The 12,592-nt window shown below is 44.1% G+C and carries 15 protein-coding genes; 7 read left to right on the plus strand and 8 right to left on the minus strand.

Annotation, left to right across the window (positions count from 1 at the left end; genetic code table 11):
- Positions 1–5 precede the first annotated feature (5 nt).
- Entirely contained in the window at positions 6–1,097 is a 1,092-nt protein-coding gene (locus D4N35_RS14505; protein ID WP_120074943.1) for a GerAB/ArcD/ProY family transporter, read from the minus strand.
- A 125-nt stretch (positions 1,098–1,222) separates the two neighbouring features.
- Between D4N35_RS14505 and D4N35_RS14510 the strand changes: the two genes are divergently transcribed.
- Positions 1,223–1,450: a YczF family membrane protein gene (locus D4N35_RS14510; RefSeq protein ID WP_128205416.1), complete on the plus strand. Its 228-nt coding sequence runs from the start codon at positions 1,223–1,225 to the stop codon at positions 1,448–1,450.
- A 28-nt stretch (positions 1,451–1,478) separates the two neighbouring features.
- Here D4N35_RS14510 and D4N35_RS14515 read toward each other — a convergent pair whose 3' ends face one another.
- Positions 1,479–1,925, minus strand: a complete 447-nt coding sequence (locus D4N35_RS14515; protein ID WP_120074948.1) for a hypothetical protein — start codon at positions 1,923–1,925, stop codon at positions 1,479–1,481.
- Between the two features lie 5 nt (positions 1,926–1,930).
- Positions 1,931–2,935, minus strand: a complete 1,005-nt coding sequence (locus D4N35_RS14520; protein WP_120074950.1) for a DUF3231 family protein — start codon at positions 2,933–2,935, stop codon at positions 1,931–1,933.
- Between the two features lie 124 nt (positions 2,936–3,059).
- On the opposite strand from D4N35_RS14520, the gene D4N35_RS14525 reads away from it, so the two are divergent.
- Positions 3,060–3,737: a DUF421 domain-containing protein gene (locus D4N35_RS14525; RefSeq protein WP_120074952.1), complete on the plus strand. Its 678-nt coding sequence runs from the start codon at positions 3,060–3,062 to the stop codon at positions 3,735–3,737.
- Positions 3,738–3,794: 57 nt separating this feature from the next.
- On the plus strand, positions 3,795–4,910 hold the full coding sequence (locus D4N35_RS14530) for an NAD(P)/FAD-dependent oxidoreductase (protein WP_120074954.1): 1,116 nt from the start codon (positions 3,795–3,797) through the stop codon (positions 4,908–4,910).
- Positions 4,911–5,320: 410 nt separating this feature from the next.
- On the opposite strand, the gene D4N35_RS14535 is transcribed toward D4N35_RS14530, so the two are convergent.
- The 4 genes from D4N35_RS14535 to D4N35_RS14550 form a co-directional block, all read right to left on the minus strand.
- The gene (locus D4N35_RS14535) at positions 5,321–6,772 is read right to left on the minus strand and encodes an alanine/glycine:cation symporter family protein (protein ID WP_120074956.1); all 1,452 of its coding nucleotides are present in this window, start codon (positions 6,770–6,772) and stop codon (positions 5,321–5,323) included.
- 353 nt (positions 6,773–7,125) lie between these two features.
- The gene (locus D4N35_RS14540) at positions 7,126–7,371 is read right to left on the minus strand and encodes a hypothetical protein (RefSeq protein ID WP_120074958.1); all 246 of its coding nucleotides are present in this window, start codon (positions 7,369–7,371) and stop codon (positions 7,126–7,128) included.
- Between the two features lie 55 nt (positions 7,372–7,426).
- Complete coding sequence (locus D4N35_RS14545; protein WP_120074960.1) at positions 7,427–7,942, minus strand: RDD family protein; 516 nt, start codon at positions 7,940–7,942, stop codon at positions 7,427–7,429.
- 9 nt (positions 7,943–7,951) lie between these two features.
- Positions 7,952–8,536: a class I SAM-dependent methyltransferase gene (locus D4N35_RS14550; protein ID WP_120074962.1), complete on the minus strand. Its 585-nt coding sequence runs from the start codon at positions 8,534–8,536 to the stop codon at positions 7,952–7,954.
- A 162-nt stretch (positions 8,537–8,698) separates the two neighbouring features.
- On the opposite strand from D4N35_RS14550, the gene D4N35_RS14555 reads away from it, so the two are divergent.
- The 4 genes from D4N35_RS14555 (at position 8,699) to D4N35_RS14565 (ending at position 10,882) form a co-directional block, all read left to right on the plus strand.
- Positions 8,699–9,691 carry a zinc-binding dehydrogenase gene (locus D4N35_RS14555; protein ID WP_120074964.1) on the plus strand — a complete coding sequence of 331 codons (993 nt, stop codon included), beginning with the start codon at positions 8,699–8,701 and terminating at the stop codon, positions 9,689–9,691.
- Positions 9,692–9,999: 308 nt separating this feature from the next.
- Positions 10,000–10,431 carry a GNAT family N-acetyltransferase gene (locus tag D4N35_RS14560; protein WP_120074969.1) on the plus strand — a complete coding sequence of 144 codons (432 nt, stop codon included), beginning with the start codon at positions 10,000–10,002 and terminating at the stop codon, positions 10,429–10,431.
- A gap of 129 nt (positions 10,432–10,560) precedes the next feature.
- Positions 10,561–10,731: a hypothetical protein gene (locus tag D4N35_RS18200; RefSeq protein WP_164876391.1), complete on the plus strand. Its 171-nt coding sequence runs from the start codon at positions 10,561–10,563 to the stop codon at positions 10,729–10,731.
- Complete coding sequence (locus tag D4N35_RS14565) at positions 10,721–10,882, plus strand: type II toxin-antitoxin system PemK/MazF family toxin (protein WP_164876392.1); 162 nt, start codon at positions 10,721–10,723, stop codon at positions 10,880–10,882. The genes D4N35_RS18200 and D4N35_RS14565 overlap by 11 nt, the downstream gene beginning before the upstream one ends.
- Positions 10,883–11,054: 172 nt before the next feature.
- On the opposite strand, the gene aspA is transcribed toward D4N35_RS14565, so the two are convergent.
- Entirely contained in the window at positions 11,055–12,482 is a 1,428-nt protein-coding gene (aspA, locus tag D4N35_RS14570; protein WP_120074974.1) for an aspartate ammonia-lyase, read from the minus strand.
- Between the last annotated feature and the right edge of the window lie 110 nt (positions 12,483–12,592).

Genomic DNA, 12,592 nt, shown 5'->3' on the forward strand with positions numbered 1-12,592 from the left:
CGGAGTTATTTTTTTCTATTTTTAAAAAACGCGATAATCAAAAGTATTAAAGGAATAATAATTTGAAAGGGGAGCTGTAAATTAATAGAAATAGCCTTAACCCCCTCTTCCACATGTTCTTCCATGTTACTGGCAATCGCTATCGAGAAAAGCAAAACGACAAATCCAATTGGAGAAACAAGCTTCGTTGGTTCTTTTACATTCCATATGTCAGCCATTCCGATCGTAATCGCATAAAAATACATGCTGAGCTTAAAAAATCCCAGAATGATTAATGCAAGCATAAAAAAAATATCAAGCCGCTCCAAAAAATCAGCAATTTCAATGGATTGGATGGTGCCAAGGAGGGGGAATTGCGATCTTTTAACCTCAAAGGCTCCGAGGACACTAATGTTTATAGCCGTACTAATGGCCAAGTTAACGCCACTTAAACCCAGGGCAAATAAGCTTGAAAATTTCACCTTTTTCCGATCGGCAATATAAGGGAAAATCATGGAGAAAACAAACAATTCCCCAAACGGAAAAAAGATTATCTGTGTCAAAGCCACTTTTATAACCGGCCAAATACCGTCTTCAAGAAACGGCTTTAATCGATCCAAATCAATTAAACTGGAAAAAACAATCAATGAAAATCCTGCGAGTGCCATTAAATAAATCAATACAAACAGGATTTCCCCGGTCCTTGCCAGGACTTCGATGCCTTTGCGGACGGAATAGGCCACAACGAAGATCAATAATAGGTGGTTGATGACTAATGGTGTGCTTGGATACCCAATCACTGCGAGCATCTCACCAAAATCCCTGAGTATTCTGGCAGCGAAATATGTAAAGTAAACCATAAATAGAGTAGAGCAAATTCTTCCAAAAAACTTCCCAATGATATCCTGGACATATGTCGTCGGCAGGACATCAGGATAAATCAAAAAAAGGCCGTAATAAATGAAAAAGATTAAAAACCCGCCCAAGGTTGCGATAAGTATAGCGAGCCATGCGTCCTGATTTGCATCGATTCCAAGCGGGAACAACAAAGCACTTCCAAGCTGAAACAAAAGTAATAGGACAAACAATTGGTAAGAACTGATCTTGGCCTGTTCCATGGATGGATCACTCCTGTTTAGTGAATCCTAAAGGTGAACTCACTCACCGTTTTACCCAAAATAAAGCACTTTTATAACCATGATCCCCAAGGGAAGAAAATGTGCAGGAAGGGATGAGGCAGGTTTTGAAAATAATCATTATTTTTTTATTAATGATGGTAATGATGATGGTACTATCCATAAGCGCCGACCTGCTTGTCGGCTTTGGTTTTAAGGAAGCCATCCGTGACTGGGTCCGGCCTTTTCATGTCATGACCGTTTCGGAAAAAGTACTTTACACCCTGCTCCCTTCCATTATTTTATTGCAGCCCATTATCTCCCTTTATAAAAAAAAGAAAGCAGGAAAGGAATGAATAAACGGCAGATCATCTTCTGCCGTTTTCACTTTGCAGCCAGGATTTTTTTCAATAAAAATCCTGTCAACACCCCGGGAATGACACTGATCATCGGAAGCCAGATTGGACCCAGCAGGACACCGAAAAATCTTATTTTGGTTGAAAAAATGACCCCCAAAGTCACGAAATAGGCTGTGAAGGCAAACGGGAGAAAAGAATAGGGTTCTTTTCCGCCTCCTGCATCCTTATAAGCATCCCATATCGAGAAAAAATAAATACAAGGGTAAAACATCAGCCATTGGAAATCGGCCTGATCGATGGCTTTGCCGATCTCGCCATGAAAACTGAAAATAATAATCGAATTAAAGTTGGACCGCATATTCACCAAGAATTCCAATATAAGCAATACTATTCCTTTAATATATTTACCATTTAAAAATTGTCCAAATCCGGGGAATGCAATACTCCAAAATAACTTTTCCTTCGAATTCACATCTTTTAACCCTTCGTCAAATCTCGCCTGTCAGGAGCCGAAGGCGGTTTTTCAAGCCATCCATTGGAAATCGTGATTTGCGTTCCTTCCGTTATATATTCGCCAATTTCAATCATTAAACGGCTGTAGGCTGTACCTATATCTCTCCGCGGGCTGGCTGCCATGCTTTGGCCATAAAATCCGATACTGGCAATATTTAAGGAGTTTGTATGGAACATCAATAATTTATCGGAAAACACGGGAGTCCTTGACTCTGTTACAGTTAAAACCCATGGAAGCGGAGTGGAAATGTTGCTTTCAGATAAAAACTTATTAAATACAGTCTCATGATGCTTGGCAATCTCTGATCCCCTCACCATGAATTTACGGACTTCTTTTGACTCTGCAACTTGCGCAAAGCCTGTTAATAAAGCCCCTCCAAGGTTGTTTCGCAATAAATTCATATATAAAAATGAGATCTCTGTGCTCGTCAAAGGTCTTTGTTTACCCACCCACCCTGATAAAAAATGCTGCTTTTTAACAAATTCGGTGATTTCCGGATATGGAATAAAAGGGGAACGGATGAATAATCCTTTTTCCTGCAAGATATTTGCCGAACGGTTATATAGCTCAGCTGCCGATTCAAGGCACGAAGTAAAATGTTTTCGCACATCCGGACGGGCTGAATTCGCAACGGAAACGCTGTAGGCGCTCATTCCCACTATCCCTAAATTCGCCACGTACTGGAGAATCAATTCATCACTAAACAGCCTTGGAGCTTTCACATTAACGTCCTGCTCTATAAACCCTGCCGGAGTAGGAAGCCCCTCTTTGTCAAATAAGTTCCTATCCATGTCAACATGCATTTCCGACAGCTGCAATGCGTATTCAACAGCTTCTTTAATATCCGGGTCCTCCACATGCTCACGGAAATAGGACAGTACACACACTTCCATCGTGTCCCGCAAATACGATATGAAAAATGTGGACAATTCACTTGCGGTCAGTTTTACATGATCATGATTTGTCATAGAACAGACCTCCTTTTGATTATTGAATAGTATTCCCTTCCGCAGAAAACTTATAATGCCGCATGCCAAATGCTTAGCAAGCGTTTTTTGTGGTATAAAAAAGAATAATTGGAGGAGGTTTCAAATGCTCTATCTTGATACTGTCATCAAATTGGCATTGGGCCTTGGGGCTTTGCTTGCTGTTACACGGCTGCTCGGAAAGAAAGAGCTGGGGCAGTTCACCCCATTTGATTTTGTATATGCACTTATTTTGGGCTCATTGCTTGAGGAAAGCCTTTACGATCATAAAATATCCATTTGGCAAATGCTGTTTGGTGTTGCCGTATGGGCTGTGTTAATTTATATAGTGGAGATTCTTGTCGGAAAAAATGACAAACTGAGGAGGCTTTTCAAAGGCAGCTCAACGAGGCTGATGAAAGACGGAAAGCTGGATCTTGAAAAATTGAACAAGAATCATATCGAAATGGAACAGCTTCGTACAATGCTTCGCCAAAAAGGAATATTTTCATTAAAAGAGGTGAGGGATCTCTATTTGGAGACAAGCGGTACCATCAGTGTAAAGAAATATTCATCCGCTGAACCGCCGACCGCGGGAATGCTCCGGATGGAAGTCAAAGACGAATCGCCATCCATCTTGCTGGTAGATAATGGAAGAGTACAAGAGGACATGCTGAAGTTTATCGGAAAAACGGCCGATTGGCTGCAAGAGCAATTGAAAAAGGAAGGCTGTTCCGACACGAGCAATATTTTATACGCAGAATGGTCTGAAACAGAAGGGTTTTTTATACTTACAACGAATTAAGGAAGTCAACCAAAACATATTCTTGAGACAGCAATAAATAGACAAAGGATGTAAACCATGGACAAAATTATCGTAATCGGCGCCGGAATTTTCGGTGCATCCACTGCTTATCATTTGGCGAAAGCAGGAGCGGATGTAACGGTCATTGACCGCAAGGATATGGGACAAGCTACTGACGCCGCTGCAGGAATCGTGTGCCCCTGGCTGTCACAGCGCAGGAGCAAGGACTGGTACAGGCTGGCGAAAACAGGAGCCGCGTTCTATCCCGGACTCATAACGGAGCTGGAAGAAATCGGAGAAACGGAAACCGGTTATGCGAGGGTTGGGGCCATCAGCCTTCATAAAGACCGGGAAAAACTGCTGCAGATGAAGGAGCGGGCATTGAAAAGGCTGGAGGACGCTCCCGAAATAGGGGAAATCAAACTGCTGGACGCGAATGAAACGCGCGCGCTTTTCCCTCCATTAGCGGAAGGGTTCGGCTCCGTTTATGTCAGCGGCGCGGCGCGTGTGAACGGCCGTAGGCTGCGGGAAGCCCTTTTACGTTCGGCGGAGCGACTGGGGGCGCATAGGGTCTATGGAGATGCAAAGCTTGTTTTGGACGGAAAAAAGGTTGAAGGTGTTGAAGCAAATGGAAGTTTTTATGATTCAACAAAAGTCGTGATTACAGCTGGCGCGTGGATCCGGGAATTGATGCAATCCATTGGGGTTGATTTCCGCTCAAAAGATTTAAAGGCCCAGATTGTCCATATGGAACTGCCTGAAACACAAACAGGAAATTGGCCGGTAATCATGCCCCCAGGAAGCCAATATATTGTACCATTTGAAGATGGCCGGATTGTGGCAGGTGCAACCTATGAAAATTTCACTCATTTCGATTTGCGGGTAACGGCCGGCGGAATGCATGAAATATTAGAAAAAGCACTGGAAACAGCTCCTGGTCTCATCGACAGTACCATTTTGGAAACGAGAGTCGGCTTTAGGCCCTATACGCCTGAATCGATTCCGGTCCTCGGAAAGCTGCCCGGATTTGAAAACATCTTGATCGGAAACGGGCTGGGGGCAACCGGTCTGACCGCAGGACCTTATTTGGGGTCGGAACTGGCGTGTCTGGCTTTGGGAAAGGAACCGAAAATGGACTTGAGCCTGTATCGGGTAGAGCGGGCGTTGGAGTGAGGGATCGGAACCCAGCCAGCGAATACTTAGAATGATGTGTCCGTGTTGCCATAAGCCGGATGTGAGCCCCGCCCAGTGACCGGGTGCAACGATTAGCCTCTTGAACGGGCGCTGGAGACACCGTTCCAGTGACCGGGGTCTGCGTTTAACCGATTGCGCGGGCGCTGGAGACGACGCCGGAATCCGGGAGATTCCCTCCCGTAGGGAGATAAGTCTGTGATTTCGGTCAATCTAATGATTCCTTGCCGTAAAAAGTGCACCGGACAATTTGCAACTATCTTTCTGGCAGTCAAAACTTAATTATATTCCTCTTAATACTAATCGCGATAACTTTTATCAACTTATATAGATTGTATGACTGCGGGACACACAGCAAAACCGGGCTGAACAAACAGCCCGGCTCTACGCTTTTAGCCGGCATCCTGCTTTTTAAAGTCATCACTTTCCCAGAAGTCGGCGTTTTTAATGCCCACTTTTTTAGGATCGAAGACTGGGTCCAACCCTTGTTTTTTCTGCGCTTCATAGTCTTTTAAAGCAATCATGGCCGGTTTATACAAAATCAGGATGGCGATCATGTTCAACCAGCACATAATGCCCAGTCCGATATCTCCGAGGTCCCAAGCCACTTTGGCCGTACGGATGCATCCATAAAACGTACTTGCCAGCAAGGCGATTTTTACGATAAACATCGCAATTTGCCCGTTTCTTCCTCTTGTTAAATAAGCTACATTCGTCTCGGATATATAGTAGTAAGCCATAATTGTCGTAAATGCAAAGAAAAAGAGTGCGATCGCCACAAAGCCCGAACCGAATCCCGGCAAAACGGATTCTACCGCAGCCTGGGTATAGCCCGGCCCCGGCTCGACATCACCGAGACGTTTGACAATAAAGCTATTGTCCGGACGAACCGTATTGTACATGCCTGTGATAATAATCATGAATGCGGTGGCGGAACATACAACAAGAGTATCAATGTAAACAGAAAAAGCCTGAACGATTCCCTGTTTGGCAGGGTGTGATACTTCGGCTGCCCCCGCAGCGTGAGCTCCCGATCCCTGGCCGGCTTCATTTGAATAGATTCCGCGTTTTACCCCCCAGGAAATCGCCATTCCCAGAATGCCGCCGAAGGCGGAATCCAGGCCAAAAGCACTTTTAAAGATCAATGCAATAATAGCCGGCAATTCCGTAATGTTAAACGCAATGACTATCAGTGACACAAGAACATAGCCGATGGCCATAAACGGAACAACCCATTCTGCCGTCCTCGCAATTCTTTTTATGCCCCCAAAAATAATGAAGCCAAGTAACAGAACGATAAAAATACCTGTGACGACAGTGCTGAGCCCGAAAGCATTTTGAAGACCGCTTGCAATGGAGTTCGCCTGCACCCCAGGCATAAGAAAAGCCATTGCTATAGCAGTTGAGACTGCGAAGATAACGGCATACCACTTTTTCCCCATGCCCTTTTCAATATAGTATGCAGGTCCTCCGCGGTATTCGCCATCTTGTTTCACCTTATAAATTTGCGCCAGGGTTGATTCAACATACGCTGTACTGGCGCCGAGAAAGGCGATCGCCCACATCCAAAAGACGGCCCCTGGACCCCCAAATGCAATGGCAGTTGCCGTTCCGGCAATATTACCGGTTCCGACGCGCCCCGATAGTGCAACCGACATCGCCTGGAACGAGGAAATCCCGGCATCGGAGCTTTTCCCCGAAAATAGTTGTGTAATCATGTCTTTGACAAGGCGGAGTTGCATAAAACGAGTCATAATAGAAAATAAGATGCCAATGCCCAGTGCCAAATAAATAAGGGGAGAACTCCATAACACACCATTCAGCCATTCAACGAATTGTACCATCCACATTCCTCCTCTGATATCATTATATTAATATATGTGTAAACGTTTACAAATAGAATTATATACTGCTATAAAAAATAAATGACCTTTTCAGTGCCATTGACCGGCTAAAGTATTTTTCTCCAAACGTGGGCATTGGCTTGCGGAGCCGTTGACCGACTAACGCATTTTTTATCAAACGTGGGCATTGGCTCGCAGAGCCGTTGACCAAGCTATGCATTTTTCTCTAGACGTGGGCATTGGCTTGTTTCAACAGTACAGGAACCCGCGTTTCGCCTTAGCATAATGGAGGAACAAACCCAAAACCTGGAAGCGGAAGCAATTAAGGATAGTAAAATGCCTGCCAAAATTTTTCACAGCCAAAAAAGTCCGATAATGACGAGCGCTCCCAGTAGGATACCGCCAATTTGGCCGATCATCGCAGGGGTTACGACTGGCTTCGGCGTGAAAAATTTAATGTCCTCGATGTCCTGTTCGAGTTTTTCCATTTTGGCCTTCATTTCTTTTACTTCATTCAGCAATTGTGTATTTGTTTCTTCTCTGGCCTTCAGTTCTTTTAGCTCATTTAATAATTGCAGACTTGTTTCTTCTTTTTCCATCTTTTTTACCTCCCGTTCATGTTAACTTTGATACGAACTTGGCTACAACAAAGTTTCATTCTGTCTTAATCTGTGTCCCGACTATGAGATCCTGCGGGCCCCTTCTCCCCTTTGTGCAGAATAACCAAGTGATGTAAATTAAAATGAGTACATTCGGAACGTAGATCCAATGATTTGGTTCGGCTCCCGGTTCCCACCACGGCACTGGCACCAATACGATGAGATGTGTTAATTCCCAGGGAACAAGCTTGATGAATGTTCGAAGACATGCCTGCCAAAGTGTTATTCTGCCCCCATCTTTCCGGATGACATGAAGCCTGGATAGTTGTTTTCCGATCGTCTGTTGCCTTAGATATTCATATACAATGAAATACATCCATGCGGGGAGGGACATTGTACAAAGGACCCAAAGCTCAATTTGCGAGCCATTCCGGAATTGATTAAACGGCCATCCTCCGGTTACTAAGCTGATAAGCAGCTGCAATCCTGTTAAAATCGTTGCAAGGATTAAAAAATCAGCCATGTATGCAGCAAGCCTTTTTAAAGCCAGCAAATCTGCACTCCCTTCCATGCTGAAAAATCACTTCTCCCCCAAAATAATGGATGACTTGCGTTTCACTTTACCATAGCGCTTGATCGTGACATTTTTAAAGCCGCAGTTTTCAAGCCACTTTTTTACATTGGAATCCGTGAATTTTTCGTAGACCTCTCCTTTACCCGTCCGTACAGTAATAGCAATTATTCCTTTGTTCTTTAATACTCTATAAATTTCTTTTAAATTTGATTCGGGTTGTTCCCAAAAATAGATGCAATGAATACTGTACACCTTATCGAAAGACTTCTCACCGAAATCCAATTTGCCTGCATCACCTACAAGAAGGTCAACGATCCCTTGATGAATCCATTTCTTATTTTTCCGGGAGGCCACTTCAAACATGGCATCTGAATGGTCAACGCCGACAATTTTCCCATTTTGAATTTTATCCACAGCCAAACGAATCGCCTGGCCTGTTCCATATCCAATTTCCAGCACATGGTCATCCGGCTGCAGATCAAGAATTTGTATTGTTTCCTCATGTTCAACCTTATTGTATTTGTCCATCATCCATCCGAAAAATTTACCAATCGGACCTGCCGGCTTTCCAAATTGCCCTGGATCAGCCATCTAGAATCCCTCTTTTCTTCAACTCTCATCTTTACTTAAACATGGTTCATGAACTTTCGCAAGAGTCAAAATTGATAAAATAAGTTGACTTGGACGCAGAATTGTTCTCTGTATGATAGACTATGAGAATGATTAGAATTTACACAAAACGGGGGGATTTTGTTGAAAGCGATCGTTCATGAAGGCAAGCCGGGAATGGCAGGTCTCTCTTTGCGGGAAATGGAAGTTGGACAGCCTGGCCCGGGTGAAGTACGGGTTAGACTGAAAACAGCAGGGATGAATCATCGCGATTTATTCGTTCTTCACCGCCATAAACAGGCTGATCCGCCGCTCATTATTGGTTCAGACGGTGCCGGCATTGTTGATGCTGTTGGCGAAAGCGTTGAAAATGTCAACATTGGCGACGAAGTCATTATTAATCCTGGACTCGGCTGGAAGGAAAAAAGCGATGCCCCGCCTGATGGGTTCGAGATTGTCGGACTTCCTGACCACGGAACATTTGCAGAGTATATTGTCATTCCGGCTGAAAATGCGGTACCCAGACCTGAACATTTGATTTGGGAGGAAGCGGGGGTATTCGGACTTGCCGCCCTTACAGGATATCGCGCCCTGTTTACAAGAGGAAAGATCACACCTGATATGACTGTCCTTCTTCCTGGAGCGGGAAGCGGCGTCATCACTTTTATTTTAAAATTTGCCAAAGCAGTCGGAGCGACTGTCTATGTTACATCGCGCTCGGAAGAAAAGCGGCAGCGCGCCCTTGAGCTTGGTGCTGATAAAGCGATTGACAACAATGGTGATTGGGATGAACAGTTAGGCGGCGAAAAAGTGGACTTGGTTATAGAGTCTGTCGGAGAGGCGACTTTCAACAAATCTATCGGACAGCTTCGTCCGGGCGGAACAATCGTTACATTTGGCGCTTCTGCAGGAGATGAAGTGAAGTTGGATCTTCGCAGCTTCTTTTACGGACAGTACAACATGCTTGGGACCACCATGGGAAGTGCTGAAGAATTCAAGGACATGATTGAATTTGTGGAAAAACATAAAATCAAACCGGAAATCGAAGCCATTTTTCCGTTAAGCAAGTACGAAATCGCCTTCAACCGTTTGGAAGAGGCCGAGCAGTTTGGAAAAGTTGGTTTTTTGATTGATTGAGATGATGGACAGGGTGAAACCCTGTCTTTTCTATGCCCAAATGTGGATAACATTGGGGATAAACCCATTCCTAACCTGTTCATGTGTTAGTAACTTGCAATTAGAAGGCTTGATTTTACTGTGATTGTGGAAATGCTGGAAAGTTATACAGATATTGTGGATAACTTAGCGGCGGATCTGAGGATATACTTAAATTTTCTTCCGAGTTCCATTCCTTTTCTGTGTGTTGTTTGCATCACAAGCTCATTTATAATGTGGATAAGTTTGGCGAACGCGGGTATGATCATTACAAAAAGGAGCGTTTAAATATGAGCGTAACAATCAAACAGCTTCAATCGCATGATGAGATCATGTCAGCCTTTTCCGTTATAAAGCAACTGCGGACCCATCTGGATGAAGACTCATATCTTGAATTGGTCATTGAAGCACAGGAAAAAGAGGGCTACAAAATGTTCGCCCTGCTCCATGAAGGGAAAATCGTTGCGGTAATTGGTTTCCAGCCCATGATCACTCTATATTACGGGAAATTCGTTTGGATTTGCGATTTAGTTACGGATGCCAACAGTCGTTCAAAAGGATACGGTGAACAACTTCTTTCATATGTGCATAAATGGGCAAAGGAAAACCAGTTCGAAAGCGTTGCGCTGTCTTCCGGGCTGCAGCGGACGGATGCACACCGCTTTTACGAAGAAAAAATGGGCTATGATAAGGTTAGTTATGTGTTTAAAGCAGGTTTATAGTAATTGTCATGATCCATCATGACCAAGAGCTTATGATATGATTTTTATAGTTGCGCCTTTTTATTGAACAATTCATATCAGCCCGAATATAAGTTATAATAAGAGTAGAATTCAACGGAGGTGTATGATATGTCTATTCCGGATAAAATTATCAAGGAAATTGACATGTTAAGTGAGAAAGAAAGAAAAAGAGTGCTCGATAAGATTAAAGAAAAATATATGTCTGGGGATGTTATTTTACTAGGAGAAAATTATGCTTGGTGGGATAATGAGGAGGATGACATATACAATGAGCGGTAGGATGAAGCAGGGCGATGTTTGGTTGGCAAATGTCCTTTTTAAAGGAACTCGTCAAACTAAGCAACGCCCTGTTGTTATTGTCGGAAATGAATTGGCATTGGATGTGGATGTTATTATTTCCCCAGTTACCAGCCAACAGCCCAGAAATTAATTTGATGTTGTTTTTTGGAGTATTGGAAAGATGATATTAAAGTTTTCCCTTTTTATGATAATTTAATCATCCGTTATGGAAAAACATCATTTTTTAATTTTTTAAGGACAAGACTTCGTGATTTATCCGAAAAAAAGAACCCCCGCTCAAGTCGAGGATTCCCATTTTCCCTTTATCTTTTCAACAAAGCCGCACCGGCGATTCCCGGGTTGGTCATTTCATGTGCATCTAAAATTTGATCAAGCTCTTCAGAAGTCAGCACGCCTAGCTCGAGGCAAAGTTCGCGGACGGAACGGCCTGTTTCAATAGCTTCCCTGGCGATGGCTGCAGCGGCTTCGTATCCGATATGCGGGTTGACTGCAGTAATGATGCCCACGCTTGATTCAACGTAATGTTTCATTCTTTCCTCGTTGGCGATGATGCCTGAAACGCAGTATTCAGTGAACACTCTGAAACCGTTTGTCATTACTGTGATAGAGTCCATCAAATTGTAGACAAGGACCGGCCCCATCACGTTCAGTTCAAACTGCCCCGCTTCTGAAGCCAGGCTGATAGTCTGGTCATTTCCGACCACTTGGAAAGCGATTTGGTTGATTAGTTCGGCCATGACCGGATTCACTTTTCCGGGCATGATGGATGAACCCGGCTGCCTTGCGGGAAGACTGATTTCCGCAAGGCCCGCTTTCGGTCCAGACGCCATGAATCTCAGGTCATTTGCAATTTTGGACATGTTCGTCATACAGATTTTCAACGCGGCAGACACCTCTGTGTAAGCATCCGTGTTCTGCGTTGCATCAACCAAGTTTTCCGCTGCAACCATCGGCAGTCCGCTGATATCCTGAAGATATTCAACAGCCAGTTCGATATATTTTGGATCAGCGTTTAAGCCTGATCCGACTGCTGTTGCTCCCAAGTTCACTTCGTAAAGCCCCTCTTTTGAGCGGCGGATCCGTTTAATGTCCCTTCCGATGACACGGCTGTATGCACCGAACTCCTGGCCGAGACGGATGGGAACAGCATCCTGTAGATGAGTTCTTCCCATTTTCACAACATGGTCAAATTCTTTTTGCTTATTTTCAAAAGCGGCTTGCATCTCTTCCATGACTGACAGCAATCCATCCAGAACATTCAGTACTGCTACATGGATGGCTGTCGGAACACTATCGTTAGTAGATTGGGCCATATTCACATGGGAGTTGGGGCTGATGGAGGCGTAATCGCCTTTGTTTTTGCCGAGCAATTCAAGCGCTCTATTCGCAATGACCTCGTTGGCATTCATATTCATCGAAGTGCCTGCTCCGCCTTGAATCGGATCCACGATAAACTGGTCATGCAGTTTCCCTTCAATGATCTCCTGCGAAGCCTCAACAATCGCCTGCCCGATTTCCCCCGGCAGCAATCCGACTTCCGTGTTCGCCAATGCCGCAGCTTTTTTAACAATGGCCAATGCTTTAATCAGCTCTTCATGAAGCTTGTTTCCCGTGATTGGAAAATTTTCCACAGCCCTGAGTGTTTGAATCCCGTAATAAGCATCGACGGGTACTTCCTTTGTTCCCAAAAAGTCTTTTTCCTCTCGTGTTTCCATGACTGACACTTCCATTTTTTCCGTCCTCCATCTGGTATACTTTATGAATGCATAAAAGTCTGCCCGGATCAACTTTCAAGATCCGGGCTATCATAGATTAATCCTGAATTACGAAAGTAAAATCT

Origin of the sequence: Siminovitchia fortis (genome assembly GCF_003605365.2) — a bacterium.
GTDB lineage: Bacteria > Bacillota > Bacilli > Bacillales > Bacillaceae_C > Siminovitchia > Siminovitchia fortis.

What these genes read in the sequence shown, in the direction of transcription:
- D4N35_RS14525 (WP_120074952.1), top strand. Translation starts at nt 3,060, where the DNA reads ATGCTCTATCTTGATACTGTCATCAAATTGGCATTGGGCCTTGGGGCT.
- D4N35_RS14550 (WP_120074962.1), bottom strand. Translation starts at nt 8,536, where the DNA reads ATGGCTGATCCAGGGCAATTTGGAAAGCCGGCAGGTCCGATTGGTAAA.
- D4N35_RS14540 (WP_120074958.1), bottom strand. Translation starts at nt 7,371, where the DNA reads ATGGAAAAAGAAGAAACAAGTCTGCAATTATTAAATGAGCTAAAAGAA.
- D4N35_RS14545 (WP_120074960.1), bottom strand. Translation starts at nt 7,942, where the DNA reads ATGGAAGGGAGTGCAGATTTGCTGGCTTTAAAAAGGCTTGCTGCATAC.
- D4N35_RS18200 (WP_164876391.1), top strand. Translation starts at nt 10,561, where the DNA reads ATGTCTATTCCGGATAAAATTATCAAGGAAATTGACATGTTAAGTGAG.
- D4N35_RS14535 (WP_120074956.1), bottom strand. Translation starts at nt 6,772, where the DNA reads ATGGTACAATTCGTTGAATGGCTGAATGGTGTGTTATGGAGTTCTCCC.
- D4N35_RS14560 (WP_120074969.1), top strand. Translation starts at nt 10,000, where the DNA reads ATGAGCGTAACAATCAAACAGCTTCAATCGCATGATGAGATCATGTCA.
- D4N35_RS14530 (WP_120074954.1), top strand. Translation starts at nt 3,795, where the DNA reads ATGGACAAAATTATCGTAATCGGCGCCGGAATTTTCGGTGCATCCACT.
- D4N35_RS14520 (WP_120074950.1), bottom strand. Translation starts at nt 2,935, where the DNA reads ATGACAAATCATGATCATGTAAAACTGACCGCAAGTGAATTGTCCACA.
- D4N35_RS14505 (WP_120074943.1), bottom strand. Translation starts at nt 1,097, where the DNA reads ATGGAACAGGCCAAGATCAGTTCTTACCAATTGTTTGTCCTATTACTT.
- aspA (WP_120074974.1), bottom strand. Translation starts at nt 12,482, where the DNA reads ATGGAAGTGTCAGTCATGGAAACACGAGAGGAAAAAGACTTTTTGGGA.
- D4N35_RS14565 (WP_164876392.1), top strand. Translation starts at nt 10,721, where the DNA reads ATGAGCGGTAGGATGAAGCAGGGCGATGTTTGGTTGGCAAATGTCCTT.